The sequence below is a fragment of the Streptomyces sp. HUAS TT7 genome (assembly GCF_051550175.1).
GTDB lineage: Bacteria > Actinomycetota > Actinomycetes > Streptomycetales > Streptomycetaceae > Streptomyces.
Map to the genome: position 1 here is coordinate 333780 of NZ_CP196176.1, position 18360 is coordinate 352139.

15 protein-coding genes and 1 pseudogene are annotated in these 18360 nt (G+C 69.8%); 11 read left to right on the forward strand and 5 right to left on the reverse strand.

The annotated features are described in order from the left end of the window. Positions 1-49: 49 nt before the first annotated feature. The 3 genes and pseudogenes from ACSHXC_RS41870 to ACSHXC_RS41880 form a co-directional block, all read right to left on the reverse strand. Positions 50-1432 carry a hypothetical protein gene (locus tag ACSHXC_RS41870; RefSeq protein ID WP_438297495.1) on the reverse strand — a complete coding sequence of 461 codons (1383 nt, stop codon included), beginning with the start codon at positions 1430-1432 and terminating at the stop codon, positions 50-52. After that, complete coding sequence (locus ACSHXC_RS41875; protein ID WP_438297497.1) at positions 1410-1586, reverse strand: hypothetical protein; 177 nt, start codon at positions 1584-1586, stop codon at positions 1410-1412. The genes ACSHXC_RS41870 and ACSHXC_RS41875 overlap by 23 nt, the downstream gene beginning before the upstream one ends. A 55-nt stretch (positions 1587-1641) precedes the next feature. After that, positions 1642-3801 (reverse strand): annotated as a pseudogene (locus ACSHXC_RS41880) (ATP-dependent Clp protease ATP-binding subunit); the annotation flags it as partial. A gap of 454 nt (positions 3802-4255) precedes the next feature. Between ACSHXC_RS41880 and ACSHXC_RS41885 the strand changes: the two are divergent. Genes ACSHXC_RS41885 through ACSHXC_RS41900 form a run of 4 tightly spaced genes read left to right on the forward strand, consistent with a single transcriptional unit; the run spans position 4256 to position 7015 of the window. Next, on the forward strand, positions 4256-5857 hold the full coding sequence (locus ACSHXC_RS41885; protein WP_438297498.1) for a phage tail sheath family protein: 1602 nt from the start codon (positions 4256-4258) through the stop codon (positions 5855-5857). Positions 5858-5910: 53 nt separating this feature from the next. Next, positions 5911-6369: a hypothetical protein gene (locus ACSHXC_RS41890; RefSeq protein WP_438297500.1), complete on the forward strand. Its 459-nt coding sequence runs from the start codon at positions 5911-5913 to the stop codon at positions 6367-6369. A gap of 41 nt (positions 6370-6410) precedes the next feature. Continuing rightward, a complete protein-coding gene (locus tag ACSHXC_RS41895; protein ID WP_438297654.1) occupies positions 6411-6839 on the forward strand; it encodes a hypothetical protein in 429 nt (142 codons plus the stop codon). Beyond that, a complete protein-coding gene (locus ACSHXC_RS41900) occupies positions 6836-7015 on the forward strand; it encodes a DUF6760 family protein (protein ID WP_438297501.1) in 180 nt (59 codons plus the stop codon). The genes ACSHXC_RS41895 and ACSHXC_RS41900 overlap by 4 nt, the downstream gene beginning before the upstream one ends. Before the next feature lie 2776 nt (positions 7016-9791). Here ACSHXC_RS41900 and ACSHXC_RS41905 read toward each other — a convergent pair. Then, entirely contained in the window at positions 9792-9989 is a 198-nt protein-coding gene (locus ACSHXC_RS41905) for a hypothetical protein (RefSeq protein ID WP_438297503.1), read from the reverse strand. A 612-nt stretch (positions 9990-10601) separates the two neighbouring features. Continuing rightward, positions 10602-10727 (reverse strand): hypothetical protein, encoded by a 126-nt coding sequence (locus ACSHXC_RS41910; RefSeq protein WP_438297504.1) that lies wholly within the window; start codon positions 10725-10727, stop codon positions 10602-10604. A 1680-nt stretch (positions 10728-12407) separates the two neighbouring features. On the opposite strand from ACSHXC_RS41910, the gene ACSHXC_RS41915 reads away from it, so the two are divergent. The 7 genes from ACSHXC_RS41915 (at position 12408) to ACSHXC_RS41945 (ending at position 18328) form a co-directional block, all read left to right on the forward strand. Beyond that, on the forward strand, positions 12408-12905 hold the full coding sequence (locus ACSHXC_RS41915) for a phage tail protein (RefSeq protein WP_438297505.1): 498 nt from the start codon (positions 12408-12410) through the stop codon (positions 12903-12905). A gap of 38 nt (positions 12906-12943) precedes the next feature. Continuing rightward, the gene (locus ACSHXC_RS41920) at positions 12944-13426 is read left to right on the forward strand and encodes a CIS tube protein (protein WP_438297506.1); all 483 of its coding nucleotides are present in this window, start codon (positions 12944-12946) and stop codon (positions 13424-13426) included. Next, positions 13423-13635, forward strand: a complete 213-nt coding sequence (locus ACSHXC_RS41925) for a LysM peptidoglycan-binding domain-containing protein (protein ID WP_438297507.1) — start codon at positions 13423-13425, stop codon at positions 13633-13635. The genes ACSHXC_RS41920 and ACSHXC_RS41925 overlap by 4 nt, the downstream gene beginning before the upstream one ends. A 43-nt stretch (positions 13636-13678) precedes the next feature. Then, on the forward strand, positions 13679-15481 hold the full coding sequence (locus ACSHXC_RS41930; RefSeq protein WP_438297509.1) for a VgrG-related protein: 1803 nt from the start codon (positions 13679-13681) through the stop codon (positions 15479-15481). Between the two features lie 38 nt (positions 15482-15519). Next, positions 15520-15813 (forward strand): PAAR domain-containing protein, encoded by a 294-nt coding sequence (locus tag ACSHXC_RS41935; protein WP_438297510.1) that lies wholly within the window; start codon positions 15520-15522, stop codon positions 15811-15813. A gap of 123 nt (positions 15814-15936) precedes the next feature. Further along, positions 15937-16383 carry a GPW/gp25 family protein gene (locus ACSHXC_RS41940; RefSeq protein WP_438297512.1) on the forward strand — a complete coding sequence of 149 codons (447 nt, stop codon included), beginning with the start codon at positions 15937-15939 and terminating at the stop codon, positions 16381-16383. Beyond that, positions 16370-18328 carry a putative baseplate assembly protein gene (locus ACSHXC_RS41945; RefSeq protein ID WP_438297513.1) on the forward strand — a complete coding sequence of 653 codons (1959 nt, stop codon included), beginning with the start codon at positions 16370-16372 and terminating at the stop codon, positions 18326-18328. The genes ACSHXC_RS41940 and ACSHXC_RS41945 overlap by 14 nt, the downstream gene beginning before the upstream one ends. Positions 18329-18360 lie beyond the last annotated feature (32 nt).

Sequence of the window (18360 nt, forward strand, 5' to 3'; positions counted from 1 at the left end):
GGAGCGAGGCCTACCGGTTCGCCCCGAGCCCGGCGTCCTGCGCGCGGACCTATCGCATGGCGCGCGCCGTCTGCTGGATCTGGTCGAGCCGGGCGTTGGCCGTGCTGAGCGTTTCGTGGGCCCGCAGTGCCTGTGCGACCCGGCTGCGGTACTCGTCCGACTCGTACAGGGCGATCCGCTGCGCGGCCTTGTCCAGGTCGGCCCGCACCTGTTCGATCTCGGCGGCCAAGCCGTGCCGGACCGCGTCGCGCTCCGGGTCCTCGGTCCGCGGGCCCCAACTGCCGAGGAGGCGCTCCAGATAGCCCGGTTCCAAGGAGTGCAGCGTCGACTCCTTGCGCGCCAGGGTCTGCTGGAAGACGTCCCGCGATTCGTAGAGGCGCTCCGGTCCCCGCGCACGGATCGCGGCCAGGGTCTCGCGCGCCAGCGGCTCGCGCTCCACCCGCGCCAGCAGGGCCTCCATGCGGGAGACGTCGTACCGGCCGCGCGCCTGCTCGATGCGGGTGCCGAGAAAAGCGGGGAGACCCTCCAGATAGCCGTTGCCCATCTTCTGGAGCCCCGCGGCATCGGGGCCCGCGACGCACAGGAACAGAGCACGGAGCATGTCGATCTCCTTGATGTTGCGCCGGATCAGCTCTGCTTCCTCCGCATGGGCCTTCTCCAGCGCGGCAAAGTCGTCGATGAGCCTGCGCTGTTCCTCGCGGGTGCGCTGCGCGGACGGCGAGAAGAGCGCGCGGGTCTGGAGCAGGAGATCGTTCTTCTCGTCGCGTGCCTGGTCCTGACGGTCTCTGAGATCAGCCACGCTCTGGTCCAGCTCACTGAGGTACCCGGGGACATCACCGACGGCGATCGACTGGAGGTGGGCACTGCGCCGCGCGATCTCCAGCTTCTGTTCCGACAGCGCGTCCGGGGTCTTCTCCAGACCACGTATCACCGACTCGATCTCCTGCGCGTCCAGGCCGGTCAGGCTCGCGCCGAACGCCCTCAGTTCCAGGTCCCGGCGTTCCGCCTCCAACTCGGCCGCGGTGATACCCCGATCCCGCGCCTCGACGGCCAACCGCGCGAACTCACTGTGCAGTTGGGGCATCAGACGGGCGGCGTTCGTACGGGGCCCGCTCGGTCCCGAAGCCTTCATGCTCTCGGCGCCGGTCTCCGATGTGACGTCGGCCCCCTGTCCAGTGCGCCAGATCATGCCGCCGAGCCGTGTGATCCCCATGCCGCCGAGCGCCGCGACCAGTCCGACGCCCGGGTGGTCGGCGCGCTGGGCCCACTGCGCGAGCTCCAGGCCCCAGTGCTCGGCGCCGGCCACGATCCCGCCGGGTGCCGGGGGTCCGGTGCGCGGCGCCGGGCCGAGGCCGACGTCCGGTGAGGCCGAGCCCGACCGCTTACGTAGAGTCCTGGCCTTCGGCAACTCAGCAGGGGCGGGCGTAGTCATGCGGGACGTTCCTTTCCTTGAACGCGGAGATCCGCGCAGTCGAACCTGACGAGTCGTCACCCCTGGCCCCGCCCGCCGGCACTTCCTCGGCGGGCCCGTCATCGATCCCGGTCTGGATGAGGCGGCGCCGCGGGCGCGCGCCAGGTGTGGTCATGAGGTGTTCCTCCTCTGGGTTTCAGGCGAGTCGTTCCGAAGCAGTGATGCACGGCCTATCGAGCAACCCGCCCGATGAGGAGGCTGTCGCCCTCGGCACGGACGTCCACGGTGTCGCCGTCGGTGACTTCGCCCGCCAGGATCTCCTTGGCGAGCCGGTCGCCGATGGCGGTCTGGATCAGGCGGCGCAGCGGGCGCGCTCCGTAGGCCGGGTCGTTGCCCTCGTCGGCCAGCCACTGAAGGGCCTCGGGGGTGACGTCCAGGGTGAGCCGGCGGTCCGCCAGACGCTTGGCCAGGCGGTCGATCTGGAGTCCGGCGATGTGGGACAGCTCGTCCTTGGTGAGCGCGGAGAAGACCACGAGGTCGTCGAGCCGGTTGAGGAACTCCGGCTTGAAGGAGGCCCGCACCACTTCCAGGACCTGCTGCTTCTTCTCCTCCGCGCTGGTCAAAGGCTCGACCAGGTACTGGCTGCCCAGGTTGGAGGTGAGGATCAGGATGGTGTTGCGGAAGTCGACCGTGCGGCCCTGGCCGTCGGTGAGGCGGCCGTCGTCGAGGACCTGGAGCAGGATGTCGAAGACCTCGGGGTGCGCCTTCTCCACCTCGTCCAGGAGCACCACGGAGTACGGGCGGCGGCGGACGGCCTCGGTGAGCTGGCCGCCCTCCTCGTAGCCGACGTAGCCGGGAGGCGCGCCGACCAGACGGGCCACGCTGTGCTTCTCGCTGTACTCCGACATGTCGATGCGGACCATGGCCCGCTCGTCGTCGAAGAGGAAGTCCGCGAGCGCCTTGGCCAGTTCCGTCTTGCCGACGCCCGTCGGGCCGAGGAAGAGGAACGATCCGGTCGGCCGGTCCGGGTCGGCGATCCCGGCCCGGGTGCGGCGCACCGCGTCCGAGACGGCCTGCACCGCCTCCGACTGGCCGATCAGGCGCTTGCCCAGCTCGCCCTCCATGCGGAGCAGCTTCTGCGTCTCGCCCTCCAGCAGGCGCCCGGCGGGGATGCCGGTCCAGGCGCCGACCACATCCGCGATGTCGTCCGGACCCACCTCCTCCTTGACCATCTGCTCGTCGGGGTCGAGGGAGCGGGAGGCTTCTCGTTCCGCCTCGGCCGCCTCCTCCAACTGCTCTTCGAGGGCCGGAATTTCGCCATAGAGAAGTTTGGAGGCGGAGTCGAAGTCGCCGTCGCGCTGGGCGCGTTCGGCCTGGCCGCGCAGGTCGTCGAGCCGCTCCTTCAGCTCACCTACCCGGTTCAGAGACTGTTTCTCCTTCTCCCAGCGTGCGGTGAGCCCACGCAGCTCCTCCTCCTTGTCGGCGAGGTCCTTGCGGAGTCGGCGGAGACGATCGCGGGTGGTGGGGTCGGACTCGTTCTTCAGCGCGAGTTCTTCCATCCGCAGCCGGTCGACGGCGCGCTGCAGTTCGTCGATCTCGACCGGTGAGGAATCGATTTCCATACGAAGACGCGATGCTGCCTCGTCCACCAGATCGATGGCCTTGTCCGGAAGGAAACGCGTGGTGATGTACCGGTCCGAAAGGGTCGCGGCCGCCACCAGCGCGCTGTCCGCGATCTGCACCTTGTGGTGCGCCTCGTAGCGGCCCTTGAGCCCGCGCAGGATCGCGATCGAGTCCTCCACCGATGGTTCGGGGACGAGGACCTGCTGGAAGCGGCGCTCCAGGGCCGGGTCCTTCTCGATGCGCTCGCGGTACTCGTCCAGCGTGGTCGCGCCGACCATACGCAGCTCGCCGCGCGCCAGCATGGGCTTGAGCATGTTGCCCGCGTCCATCGCCGAGTCCCCGATGGCACCGGCGCCGACCACGGTGTGCAGCTCGTCGATGAAAGTGATGATCTGGCCGTCGCTCTCCTTGATCTCGGAGAGGACGGTCTTGAGGCGCTCCTCGAACTCGCCCCGGTACTTCGCACCCGCCACCATCGCGCCGAGGTCCAGCGAGACCAGCCGCTTGTTCTTCAGCGACTCCGGCACGTCCCCCTTCACGATGCGCTGGGCGAGCCCCTCGACGACGGCGGTCTTGCCGACGCCGGGCTCGCCGATCAGCACCGGGTTGTTCTTCGTACGCCGCGAAAGCACCTGGACGACCCGGCGGATCTCCTGGTCCCGGCCGATGACCGGGTCGAGCTTGCCCTCGCGCGCGGCCACCGTGAAGTCCGTACCGAACTTCTCCAATGCCTCGCACTGGCCGTCCGCTTCGGAAGTGGTCACCCGGGGTCTCCTCGTCTCGTTCCGGTCGTGCTGCGCGGCCCGCGTGCGCACGCGTACACGTCGGATCTCAGTCTCGGGGGCGCGTGCCGGAGGAAACGGCAGAGAAAGTTGACTCCTGTATCCAGAAGTTGATCGTCTACGATTCAACCGAATTCGGCGGTGAGTAACAGCCCGTCGTAGGCCAAAGGTTGATCCGCGCAGGACCACGGAAGACAAAACCTCGCCGGAGTTCCAGAATGCGCGATCCCGTTTGACACGGCGTCGAACCCCCGACGATGCTCATGGACAGAATCCACGGTCCGAAGCTGGCAATGAACAGCCAGTCGTGCGGCAAGAGAACCGTCTCCAGCCCCGGCGAATGGGTAGCAGTTTCCTTTCCTCCTGGTTTCCCCGCGAGGAAAGCGCAGCCCGCTAACTGGATTCACCCTCGGGATAACTCATCAAGAAGGAGTGCTGGATGGCCACCTACCTGTCCCCCGGCGTATTTGTGGAAGAGAGCACGGGCGGCTCCCGCCCCGTGGAGGGCGTCGGCACCGCGGTCGCCGCCTTCGTCGGCTTCGCCGAGCAGGGGCCGCTCAACGAGCCGGTCCGGGTCACCAACTGGGCCCAGTTCACCAACACGTTCGGCGAATTCGTCGAGGGCTCCTACCTCGCGCACTCCGTCTACGGCTACTTCTCCAACGGCGGCGGCACCTGTTACGTCGTCCGTGTCGGCGGGCAGTCGGCCAACGGCGACGCCGTCGACGGCGCCCAGGCCGTCGGCTCCGCCCCGGCGCAGGTGCTCGGTGGCTTCCGGGTGGCGGCGCTGCCGGCCGCGACGGGTCGCGACATCTCGGTCGACGTGCAGAAGAAGCCCGCCGACCCGAAGAGCAAGCGGGCCACGGGCGCCGCGGCCGACAAGGCGAAGGCCGCCGACGGCGGTTCGGACGACGTCTTCACCTTCACCGTCAAGGTGGACGGCTCGGCCACCGAGACGTTCGACGTCTCCGCCGACAAGGCCTCGGCCGCGTACGTGGTGACGCAGGTCAAGGAGCGCTCCAAGTTCGTCATGGTGGAGGAGGCACCCACCGCCGGCACCGCGCTCGCGCTGCCCGACTCCTCCTCGCTGGCCCTGCCGGCCGCCCCGAAGGGCAGCGCCGCGGGCGGCGAGGTCGTGGCCAAGGACGTCGTCGGCAAGTACGTCGGCAAGGTCAACGACCGCTCCGGCCTGTCCGGCCTGGAGGCCATCGACGACATCACCATGGTGATGGCCCCGGACCTGATGGCCGCCTACCAGGCGGGCAACGTCAGCCGCGAGCAGGTCAAGGCCATCCAGATGGCCATGATCAACCACTGCGAGAACATGGCCAACCGCATGGCCATCCTCGACCCGCTGCCGGACATGGGCCCCACCGAGGTCCACGAGTGGCGCCAGAACGAGGCGGGCTACGACTCGAAGTACGCCACGCTCTACTACCCCTGGATCCAGGTCGCCGACCCGTCCAGCGGCAAGGGCTTCCTGATGCCGCCGTCCGGCCACGTCGCCGGCCTGTGGGCCCGCAACGACGAGGCGCGCGGCGTGCACAAGGCCCCCGCCAACGAGGTCTTGCGCGGCGCTCTCGACCTCGGCATCCAGGTCACCAAGGGCGAGCAGGAGCAGCTCAACCCGGCAGGAGTCAACTGCATCCGCAGCTTCCCCGGCCGTGGCATCCGCGTGTGGGGCGCCCGCACCCTCTCCAGCGACCCGTCGTGGCGCTACCTGAACGTCCGACGCCTCTTCAACTACCTGGAGGAGTCGGTCTACCTGGGCTCGCAGTGGGCGGTGTTCGAGCCCAACGACGAGCGGCTGTGGGCCACCATCCGCCGCAACATCGCCGCGTTCCTCACGAACGAATGGCGCAACGGCGCCCTCTTCGGCGGCACGCCGGAGGAGGCGTTCTACGTCAAGTGCGACGCGGAGACCAACCCGCCCGAGGTCATCGACGCGGGTCAGGTCATCTGCGAGATCGGCGTGGCACCCGTCAAGCCTGCTGAGTTCGTCGTGTTCCGAATCGCACAAGAGTCGCCGAGCGCGGAATAAACCGCAACAGACTCCTGTCGCCCGAAAAATAATCACCAGATCAAGGAGAAACAGTGGCCGATAGCTTCTCGATTCAGTGTGACGGCATCCAGATTGCCGCACTCACTCAGGTCAACTGGCCGGAGGAGGGGTTCAATCACAGCACTGTGACCTTCGTCAACAATGAGGGCCACCTGGTGACCAATGCCTTTGCCACCGAGGCCGTGCATGGCGAAATCACCGTTACGTTCCTCGCGGGAGACCCCTCGAAGCAGGGTGACGATGCCAACCTCAAGGCCATGAAGCAATGGCTGAAGGACGCCGGCGCCACCGGCAACGACGAGAAGGCATTCAAGAACATCTCCATCATCACGAAGGACGAGGCAGGGAAGGACAAGGCTGAAGAAAAGCGCAGCTTCCTGCAGGCCCGGTGCGTGAAGATCAGCCCTCCCAGCCTTTCGGCGGGGCCGAACTCGGGTACTGAGACGTACTCGGCCACGATCATCCACAACGGCGAGAACAAGGCCAAGTGAAACGGGGGCGTGTGACCGAGGGGTCCACCGGCACGGCTGCTGTGGCACCACCGGCCGCGCCCCTCGATTCCCGGTCGGCCGCAGGCCTGTGCAGCGGGCCTGCGGCCCTCCAGACAGAATTCTCGTTCACTCTTCCGCGCGGGTATGTGGATTCACAAGGGGTCGTGCACCGCGAGGGAATCATGCGTCTCGCCACGGCACGGGACGAGCTGCTGCCACTGAGCGATCAGAGGGTACGCGAAAATCCGGCTTACCTGTCCGTCGTCCTCATCAGTCGACTCATTACCAAATTGGGCGATCTGACGGATATTCATGCCGGGATCATCGAGGATCTCTTCGCCGCCGATCTCGCATTTCTGCAGAAGTTCTACGAGAAGATCAATCTGGACGGCACGTCGCTGGCTTCGACCGTGTGCCCCGACTGCCGACATGAATTCGACGTCGACTTGGGGAGCCGCCTGGGGGAATGACGGTGTACGCGGCCGAGAACCTGCGCTCTGAGATCGCGTACATCGCCTACCACTTCCACTGGTCGCACAACGAACTGCTGGACATGGACCACATCCAGCGTCGTGCCTACATCCGCCAGATTACGCAGATCAATCAGCGTCTCGACGACCAACTTGACCAGCCTTACGGAACTTAGGGAATCAGCTCATGCACCGGACCACCGAGGCCGACCGCGCTGCGGCGGCAGCCGGGCGTGTTCCGGTGGTGCTGGCGGAGACAGTACGGGCGATCGCGGCCGGGGTGCACCCGGTCACCGATTCCCGCCGGGTGACGGACCGGCTCCCCTCGTTCCAGGACCACCGGCTCTCCGGGGAACTCAGGACTCTCATCAACCCTGAGCCGCCGCAGGTGTTCAGGCCCGGGGTGACGGCCTGGAGTACGGCGGGAAACCCGGCCCACCGCGCGCCCGCACGGCTGTACTGGCGTCCCGCCGCTCCCCGTGGGGCCAGGGCGGCGAAGGGGATGGATGCCGTGCTGGGGAGCGCGGGTGCTCCGGCGGTTCCGTCCGTTGCCCCGGCCGAACCCTCGGCAGACGTACGCGAGGCCGAGGCGGCGCCCGCACCGGTGCGACTGCCTGGCCAGAGCCCGGAGCCGGTCCAGGGTTCGGCTCCACAGCGCCGGTTGCGGCTCCGGCGCGGTACCCGGCACGAGGAGGCCGCCTCGGGCATGCGCCGGTTCCGCCGAAACCGGCGCCGCAAGCCCGACACCCCGGAGACGCAGGCCGACGCAGCCTCGCGACTCGCTCCCGAGGGCGAAGGCGCATCCCCGAACCAGCAGGGGTCTGCGGCGCCGAACCCCGGGCCCGACTCGCGAAAGACTCCGTACGGAACGGTCACGGACGCCACGGCCACCCCGGCCCAGGGCGCCGATTCCGCGACGACCACGACTGCTGCCCGCAAGCCTGCGGCCGTGCCTGGTGGCGGGACGGCGCTGATGGCCACCCGTGAGCCAGCGGTGCGGAGTTCCGAGCCCATGCCGGTGGCCGATCGTGGGCCCGCAGCCGCAGCTAGTGGTGTGTCTGCGCCGATGCCGGGTTCCGAGTCTGCGCTGACGGGTGTTGACGAGGCTGTAGTGGTGCCGGGCGATGCGGCTGTGCCGACGCCTGGCCGTGGGGCTGCGCCGGCGCCAGGGACTGCGGAGGTGCCAGGGTGCGAGCCTTCCCCGTCGGCTGATCGCGGCGAGTCCGAGCCGCTGATTGACTTTGGGGTCGCGCCCGTACCGGACACCGAGTCGGTGACGGTCGCTGAACCCACATCAACAGGCGACGCCGAGCCCACTTCGACAACTGAGCCCGCGCCGGTACGTCTTGAGTCCGCCTCGGCGGCCGAACCCGTTCCGGTACTCGCGCCTGAGCCCATCTCGGTACGCAGCACCGCCCCTGCTTCCCTGCCTGTCGGCGAACCTGCTGCGGTACGCACCTCTGCGCCCCCGTCCGCGTCGCCGAACCATGGGCCCGTGATGAGTTCCGACTCGGTGTCGGAGCAGGGGCGGATCTCCCTGCGAAACGGTGGCGATCCGCGCGCCGAGCACGGCTCGGCCCTGCACCCGGCCATCGAGCAGTCGGCCGCGCCTCTTGCCGCACGTCGTCTTCCCCGGTGGATCACAGCCGCGCGGGCGGCGGCGCGACGCCGCTTCGGCGCTGATCAGCGCCTCGACGACCACGGCCAGGCCGAGGCCCCGGCACAACCCGCAGGAGCCGGCGGAGACGGATTCGACGGAGGCGCACTCGCCCGGACGGCATCGGACCGGTCGCCGCGCCAGAACCCCGAGCACGATCACGTGACGGCCGTACGGGCGGAAACCGCACCGGCCGCCCCTGCTCCGCTCCTCCTGGGCGGGGCCGCACCCACGACGATGCGCCCCGCGCGCACGTCGTCGCGCCGCGCGGCCTCGACGCATGAGGCCAGCCTCGACGAAGGCGTCGACAGCAGCTCCGTTCCGGCGAGGGTCGACGTACCCGCACATGTCCGCGAGGTCCTTGAGGCGCCTGCGCATGAGGTGGTCGCGCGGCAGGAATCGGGCGCTGGCCCCGCACGCCGGGGCGGCGTGGACAAGGCTGCCCAGAGCCCCCTGTCCCCGGCTCCGGAGGACTCCGGTGAGGGCTGCACGGAGCTCCCGCACGAGGCGCCCGCGCGGCAGGAGTTCGCCGCTGCCCCCTCTCACGATGCCAGCCTGCGCGAAGGTACCCGGAGCACGCCAACCCCGGCGACGGACAGGGCCCCCGCGGATTCCAGCGACATCGCCCCGCTGCCGCTGCACGAGGCGCCTGCGCAGCAGGAAGCCACCGCTGCCCTAGCTGCCGATGCCTCTCACACCGCTGACGAAGGCAGCCGCGCCGCCACCGCCCGCACGCCTTCCCGTTCGCATGGGTGCGAGGCGGACGCGCACGAAACGCACGAGCGTGTCCAGGACTCCGCGCCCGGGACGGCCGCCCCGTCGGACGGTAAGGACCCGGTCGGCACTCTGCCGACGGAAGCCGCTGCCAAAGCCGAGCAGGCAGGTTCCTCGCCGACCGGGCCAATGGCCGAGCAGACTGGTTCCTCTTCGACCGGGCTGGACGAGGCCCGATATCCGACGGACCGGACCGCCAAGACCCGTGCCGGCCACGACGCGTCGGGTGTTACGGCCGGCTCCCCCGTCGAGAACGGCACAACTTCGGCACCGGCCCCCGCGTCATCGCAGCTCCCCCACGACGAGCAGGGGACGGACGGTCCGGCCGTGTCAACGGAAGTGGCGTACGGCGATACGGAGCTCCCCGAGCTCGACGCAGGTCGGCCAGCTACCACATCCGTGGACGTGACCGACGGTTCCCGCCGGACCGTCTCCTCCCCCGCCGCCCAGCTCCGTGTCGATCGGCCCGCTTCCCCGGCCATGCGGCCCCGGCGCAACCGGAAGCGGAGCGAGCGCCCGATTCACAACACCGCCGCTGAGGACGACACCACCTCTCCGGCGACAGCCGCCCAGGCCATCCCGCTCCTGGACGCAGCCGACCAGCCCACGCCCAGCGCGGCAGCCACCGTGCAAGAACCGTCGGAGACCTGCGACCAGGCTCCGGGCGCCACGCCGTCGACCGCTCCCCAGCGGGTTGCCTCGTCCACACTGCCAGACACGGCCAACTCCGCTACGGGTGAGGCGACCGGAGCCGATACCGCCCCTCAGGCGTCGGGCTCCGACGACATGCGCTCCGCCCCGGGGAACCCTGACGTGTCCGCGCTCGACTCCACACTCCGGGAGAGTCAGGCGCAACACGGCACCACTCGGGAGGCCCCCCGAGCACATATACGGCTCGACAAGTCGGACACCCCTGATCTCGGAACCGCCGCCCAGCCTCCGGTCGCGCCCACGACGAACGTGAGCACCCCGGTGCCGACACCGGCGCCGGCCCCGGTGTCGGCACCCTGCTCGGGAGCCGCACCAGACGCATCAACTGGCGCCGATGAAAGCCCTGTTGACGACAGCACCCCTGCCGCCACTTCTGCGGCACAGGGGCGGATCCCGCATGATGCCCCTCGCCACGACCAGGAGCAGGGCAGCGCTGCCCCCAAGCGGGTCCCGTCTCCCGCTGCCCCGCTACAGTTCGGCGAGCCCACACCACCGGCCATGCGGCCCGTACCTCGCGCCCGCCGCAAGCAGAACCCGCAGGACCGGGACCAGAACACCCCTGCCCACCCCGAACAGTTCACGACGCCCGAGGCAAACCACCCCACCGCCACGGCGCACCCTCAGCACGCCCCGACCCAGCCCTCGGCCTCCACCGCCCAGCCCGCCCCGCGCGCCTCGGCATCCGGACGGAGCGCCCTGGCCACCCCGGCGGCACCGCCCCACACCTCGCAGCCGGAAGCGACCAACCACCCCACCCCGCACACGCCCAAGCTCGCAGGAAAGGCCCCGGCAGCACGGCACGCCTCGGCCCCTCATCCAGGAGCCGCCGACCAACCCTCCCCGCACACCCCCACATCCGAAGGAATGGGCCCAGCCACCGCGGTGGCGCATGGCACCCCGGCCACTCGCTCGGATACCACCGCCCAGCCCGCCCCGCGCAGCCCGGCGGGCCACTCCACACCCGGAACCCCGCGCCAGCCGACTGCCACCGCCCCGGCCACGCTCACCGATTCCTCGCCGCAGTCGTCGCGCGAAGAGCCCGTACGTGATCTGATCACCCTTGTCGGGCCGGCATCGCCGGATCACGAGGCAGACCGTGCCAACCAGCACCGCATCGCTTCCACCGCCGAGGGCGCGGTGGACACCGTCGTTCCAGTTCCAGTTCCAGTTCCAGTTCCTGGGCAGCAGGCACGGCATGACGTGCCGAGCCCCGTGCACGGCCAGGACACCTCCCGCAAGAGCCGTTCCTCCTCCCCCGCCTTCCCGCTCCAACTCGGCGAGCCCACACCGCCGGTCATGCGGCCCACACGTCTGGTACGCCGCAGCCCTGAGCAGCAGCGAGACCGGAGCCAGAGCCACCACTCCGACACCGATGACCTCACTGCACCAGTCGGCGAGACCTGGGCGCCCGAGCCCGCCCTGCCCGGCGGGTCCAAGGTTCCGCCAACTCGCCCTGTTCGGCGGACTGTTGGAGAAAGTCGATCTGATGGTGCCGAGCCCCGTCCGGACCTTCTTCCGTTCGTCCCCGGAGCTCCGTCTGACGAACAGGTCCCTGTTCCGCGCACCGTGCGGAGCGACGTACGGAGTGCCGAGACCCGCCGGGTCGCCCCTCTGCATCTCGGTGCCGGCTTCGACAGCGGACCGGTCGGGGACTTCGTGGAGTTCTCCGCGAGCAGCCTCCCTCTGCGTCGCCAGGGCGTCACTCAACGCGCCGCAGCGCAAGCGAACGGTGCCGCTCAGCACCGGGAGGGCACCGGCCGCTCCGAGCGCCGGAACGCCGACGATGCTCAGCGGGATGCCGAGGAGGCACAGACGCATGCAGCCGTTGAGCACCCGGTTGCAGCCGGTTCTGCGCCGGGGCCCCGGCCCGGCCCGGAAGAGCCTCATCTGTGGACGGCCGCAGCGCCGAACGGTCGCCCCCACATCCGTTCGGTCCATGCCGAACCTGACCGCCACCCCGTCCCCTTCGCGCACCCTGGCATCTCTCCTACAGGCGTTTCCGGCGCAGGGCCCGCACGAAGCAAGACGCCGGCCGACGGTACCCAGCACCGTGTCGAGGCCGTCACCCCAGGCCGGGAGCCCTCCGCCACCGCGAACACAACCGTCATGAGGACAGCGAATCCGACGCCTGGCCCGGTGACGGTCACCACGTCCCCGCCCTCCTGGGGCACCGGCGTGCCGAGCGGTTTCGAGTCAACGCCGGTCACGAGGCCGGAGGCTCCCTCCTCCACTCGATCCCTCGCGTCGCTCGCTCCGGCTGTCCGGGCCGAAGGTGTCACGGCTTCGGTCACCGATGCGTTCGGCAACGGACATCCGGTCTTCCACCGGATCGTCGGACAAGCAGCGCAGGATCGCGCCGTCGACTCCCACGTCGCAAAGCACGACGTAGCACGACGATCGACAGATGAAGCCACCCCCACCCCCGAGTGGGGCATACCCATGGGATTTCTCTCGCCCGAAGCGGAGGCACAACGTTGAGCACAGAATCCCTGCCCCTACCCACCCATCGGTTCCAGTTGTCCTTTCACGGGCCGAGCGGAGAGATATGCGACGACTTCACCGGGTGCACAGGGCTCGCCATGTCCATGGAGGTCGACGAGGTCATCGAGGGAGGGCACAACACCTCACCCACCTACCTCAACACCCGCATCAAGTACACCCCTTTGACCGTGTCACGACTCGTGTCGAAGCACACGCTGCAGATGTGCAAGTGGGTCCAGGACAACTTGGCCAAGCCGGTTCCCAAACCGGGGTACGTCGCGATCCTCGGACCCAACAACCAGAAGGTGGCCTCGTGGGAACTCCTGGACCTGCGGCCGGTCGCCTGGCGGGGTCCGACCTTGAACACCTCTACCAGCACCTGCGCCATTGAAGAGATCGACTTCGTCCACGGTGGCTTCTACTTCGGCGATACGCCCAAGTAATCGCCGGGGACACGCCGAAGAAAGGAGGCGAGAAAGCAATGGAAAAGGTAGAGAAGGCGGTTCTCGAAATCTACAAGCCGCCGATCGGCGGCCAGAAGCAGCTCGGGAAGCCGGCCGAAGTGGTGAAGTTCCAGTTCAACCCGGCACAGCTCTCCCTGGTCAAGGAGACGTCCTGGGCGCGGCACACCACCCGCCTCGCACCGCAGGCTTCCGTACCCGAGTTCCTCGGCAGCCAGCCGACGGTGCTCACCCTGACCGTCGTCCTGGACGCCCTCAAGCCGGACGACGACTCCGTCGACACACGGGTGCGCACGCTGCTCAAGTGCTGTCGGCCGGAGGAGAAGAGCCTCGGCAACAACCAGTCGTCCCCGCCGTGGGTGATGTTCCGCTGGGGGCACTGCGAGGCAGCCCAGTTCCACTCGGTCGTACGACACCTCTCGGTCCGGTTCACTCGCTTCTCCAGCGGTGGCCATCCGCTGCGCGCGGTGTGCGACCTCACCCTGGAGGAGGTCGGCATATGAGTGCGCAGAGTCTGGGTCACCTGCCGGGGTCACCTTCGTCGCGCCAGTTCAGCGTGGTGGTGCGGGGAGATTCCCTCCAGTCCATCGCGGTGCGCAGCACGGGCCGTGCGGCCGACTGGCGGCTGATCGCCGAGCTCAACGACATCGACGACCCGTCGAAGGTACGGCCGGGCACGGTGCTGGTCCTGCCGAACGCCACAGACCGCTGAAGTCCATCTCCTCCACCGTCACCTCACGTAAGGACACGTACACATGACAGGGCGTCACACGGCCGGGCTGATCATCGAGGCCGCGGGCCGCCGGATGCCCGCGGACTGCGGCGCCGCCCTGGCATGGGCCGTCGTGCACGAGAGCGGGCGTACGTCGGCCACGGCCGAGGTCGGCATCCGGGACCCGCACAACGCGTCGCTGCTCGCCGAGTGGGGCGTCACCCTGGGCAGCACGCTCAAGCTGACCTCGGTGACCCCGGACGGCAAGCACGCCCTCTTCGAGGGTGAGGTCACCGACTGCGAGGCGCGGGCGAGTTCGGACGCGGGTGCCGCGAGCACGGTCGGCGGTGTGTTCACCGTCATCCGCGCCAAGGACCGCTCCCACCGGCTGCGCCGGGGCCACCGGGTCGCGTCGTATCCGAAGATGACGGCCGGGGACATCGTGCGCGAGGTGGCCAAGCAGGCCGGTGTCGAGACGGGGACGGTCGACGACGCGCGGCCGACATACGAGTTCCTCACCCAGCCCGCCATGTCGGACTGGGACTTCCTCTCCCACCTGGCCCGGGAGAACGGGCGGGACCTTTTCTTCCGGGACGGCAAGCTGCACTTCTGCAAGCCCGCCCGGGCCTCCAGCGCTCCGGCGAAGGGCATGTCGGCCCAGGGCAGCCCGTTCGCCCTGCAGTTCGGCGCGAACCTGCTGAAGGTCGGCTCGGTGGCGTCCCTCGACGACCAGGTGACCGGGGTCACCGTGCGGGGCTGGGACCCCGAGCGCAAGGAGCCGTTCGTCGCCATGGGCAACCCCGCCACGACGCGGCACAGCACCGCCTGGACCGCGCCGTCCGGTGCGGTTTCGGGGCCGTCGGTGCTGCTGGCCGGGCTGCCGCGCGGCACCCAGGGCGAGGCCGAGACGCTGGCGGCCAGCATGGCGCAGGAGATCGCGGCGGGCCTGCCACGGCTGCGCGCCGTGGTGCGCGGGGAGCCGCGGCTGCGGTTGCGCTCCGGGGTGTCGCTGACCGGGCTCGGCAAGCAGTTCGAGGGCCAGTACACGGTCACGTCCGTACGCCATGAGTACCACCCGGATTCGGGCTACCTGACGGAGCTGACGGTCAACGAGGGCGCGGACCGGACGGCTGTTGGGCGGCCCGGGGACGGCGAGGAAGGACTGCGGCGCTTCTACGGGCTGATGCCGGCCAAGGTCGTCAACATCAAGGACGACAAGAAGCAGGGCCGCGTCAAGGTCCAACTCCCTTGGCTGGACGGCAAGTACGAGAGCAACTGGGCGCGCACCGTACAGCTCGGCGGCAGTCGCGGCTACTCAGTGGTGGTGCCGGAGGTCGGTGACGAGGTGCTCGTCGGGTTCGAGCACGGCTGCCTGGACCGGCCCTATGTCCTGGGCGGGCTCTACAACGGCGTCGACAAGCTCGCCCCGCACAAGCTCGACCTGGTGGACGGCGGCAAGGGCCAGGCCAACCGGCGTTCCTTCGCCTCGAAGAAGGGGCACCGTCTGGAGCTGCTGGATGCCGGGGGTTCCGGCATGGGCGCCACGCTGATCACCGGTGACGGCAAGCTCCAGATCAAGATGGACCAGAACGACACGCTCATCACCGTGCAGAGCGACGGCAAGGTGAAGATCGCCGCCAAGAGCGGCATCACCGTGGACGCGGGCAACGCCCCTCTGGAGCTGAAGGGCCAGAGCGTCGACGTGAACGCCCAGCAGAACCTGAAGCTCTCCGGCATGCAGGTCGAGGTGTCCGGCACGAAGGTCGACGTCAGCGCGGACACCACGGCGAAGTTCTCCGGCACCGCCGTCGCCGAGATCTCCGGCGCCCTCGTGAAGATCAACTAATCCACGCCACCCACCCCCTCCGGGAAGGAGAGCGCGATATGCCTCCCGCCGCACGTATCGGCGACCCCACCATCCACGGCGCCGCCGCCGGCGTGGTGACCGGCCCGCCGATGGCCGCCACCGTCCTGATCGGCGGTCAGCCAACCGCCGTCGCCGGGTCGTTGGCCACCTGTGTGGGCCCCCTGCACATTCCACCGATTCCGCCCGTGCCGGTGGTGGCCGTCCGCAAGGTGCTCATCAACGGCATGCCGGCGGCCGCGATGGGCGACACCATCGCCTGCGGCGGCGGCATGATCGCGATGGGCTGCCCGACCGTCATGATCGGGAGCTGAGCGCCATGTCCGACCTCCTCCGCCACGAGCGGGAGCCGAGCACCTTGCCCAACCCCCTCCGCCGCCACCGGCGGGAACTGAGCGCCAGCCCCAACTCCCCTATTAAGAGCGGGAGTTGAGCACATGTCCGACTTCTTCATCGGCCGCGGCTGGTCCGCCCCGCTCGGCGTGAGCCCCTCCGGCGGCATCGCGATGACCGAAGGTGCCGCCGACGTCGAGCAGGCCATCCTGCTGGTTCTCGGTACCGAGCCCGGGGAGCGGCCGATGCGGCCGGAGTTCGGGTGCGCGATCCGAGACCGGGTCTTCGGCTCGTTCGACGCGGCGACCTGCGGAGCCATCGCGTACGAGGTGCGCCGATCCCTTGAGCGGTGGGAACCGCGGATCGTCGTGGACGACGTGACCGTGGTCCAGGCCGCCGGGCAGCAGGAGGTCCTCGACATCCAGATCGCCTACCAGCTGTCCGGCACCAACAGCCGCCGCAACCTTGTCTATCCGTTCTATGTGATACCCGCCCGCGACGGCGAGGGACCGCACCCCCAGCACACGAGGGACACCGATGTCGCTGCCTAGCCCCCATCTGGACGACCGCCGGTTCGAGGATCTCGTCGACGATGCCAAGCGGTTCATCCAGCGCCGCTGCCCGGAGTGGACCGACCACAACGTCTCCGACCCGGGTGTGGCGCTGATCGAGGCGTTCGCGCAGATGGTCGACCAGCTCTCCTACCGGGTCAACCGGATCCCGGAGAAGGTCCACCTGGAGTTCCTCGACCTCCTGGGCGTGCAGCTCACCGCCCCGCAGGCCGCGCGTACGGAGCTGACGTTCCGGCTCTCAGCTCCGCAGGAGGCCGATGTGGCGGTGCCCGCCGGCACGGAGGTCGCGACTCCCCGTTCGGGCAGCGCCCCCGCACGGATCTTCACCGTCAACCGGGAGCTGGCGATCGTGCCGACCACGCTGAGCCACATCGGCTCGGCGGCGGCCGGGCACGCGCCCGAGCTCGTCACCGAGCGCTTCCTGTCCGGCGAGCCGGTGACCTGCTTCGCCCAGCAACCCTCGCCCGGCGACGCCCTGTTCGTGGGTCTGTCGCAGGCCGCGTCGCGCTGCGCGGTGGCGCTGCGCGTGGAGTGCGCGATGGACGGTGTCGGCGTGGACCCCCGACGCCCGCCGCGGGTGTGGGAGGCCTGGTGCGGGGACGGCTGGGTGGAGTGCGAGGTCGGGAGCGACGGTACGGGCGGTCTGAACCGGCCCGGTGAGATCGTGCTGCACCTGCCCGACGGGCACGCCGCCTCGCTGATCGGGCGCCGCCGGGCGGGCTGGCTGCGCTGCCGGATCACCGAGGCGGGCCCGGGCCAGCCGCCGTACTCCTCATCGCCCAGGATCAGCGCCCTGGAGGCGTACACGACGGGCGGGACCACGACCGCACTGGAGGGCGAGACCATCCCGCACGACGAGATGGGCGTCTCGGACGGCACGCCCGGCCAGTCCTTCACCGTGCACCGCACTCCCGTCGTCGCCGGGTCGCTGCGCGCGGTGGCGGTGGAGACCAAGGCGGGCCGGCAAGTGTGGAAGGCGGTGCCGTCCTTCACCGAGTCCTCCCCCACCGACCGGCACATCACCGTGGACGAGGCCAGCGGCACCGTCCGGTTCGGCCCGTCGGTGCGCCAGCCGGACGGCGAGATGCGGCAGTACGGCGCGGTCCCCGAGATCGGCGCCAGGATCACCGCGGGCGCCTACCGGCGCGGCGGCGGCCGCGAGGGCAACGTGGCCGCGAACACCCTGACGGTGCTGCGCACCCCGCTCGCCCTGGTCTCGCGGGTCGACAACCGCACGCCCGCCACGGGCGGCGTGGACGCCGAGTCCGTGGACAGCGTGCGGCGCCGCGCCGGGCACTGGCTGCGCACCCAGGACCGTGCGGTGACCGCGAAGGACTACGAGTCGGTCGCGGCTGCGGCCTGCCGGGACGCCGGGCGCATCGAGTGCGTGGCGGAGCCCGACGACTCCGAACGAGCCGGTCTGGTACGGGTTCTGATCATCCCTCAGGTGCGGGACGTACGCGAGGAGGACAGCTGGCGCGAGCTGGTGCCCTCGGAGGCCATGCTCGCCTCGGCCGCCCGTGCGGTGGAGGCGGCCCGGCCCATGGGCGTGGTCGTATCGGTCAGCGGACCCGCCTACCAGGGCGTGACGGTGGTCGCCGAGATCGAGGCGGCCAAGGGCGCGGACCGCGCCGAGGTCAAGGAGCGGGTGCTGCGGGCACTGTACGAGTGCCTCAGCCCGCTGCCGTCCGGCCACGGCGAACACAACCGATCGGGCTGGCCGCTGGGGCGGGCCCTGCGCCTGAGCGACCTGTACGCGGTGGCCGCGCGCTGCGCCGATGTCGAGTCGGTGACCAAGCTGGAGATGTACCCCGCCGACATCGGCACCGGCGAGCGGCAGCCCGCGACCGACCGGATCGACGTCGGTCCCGCGACGCTGTTCCTCTCCTTCCGCCACCAGGTCGCCGTCAAGAGCGCGCGCTGAGCAGGCCCAGATGACGGACAGACGGACAGACG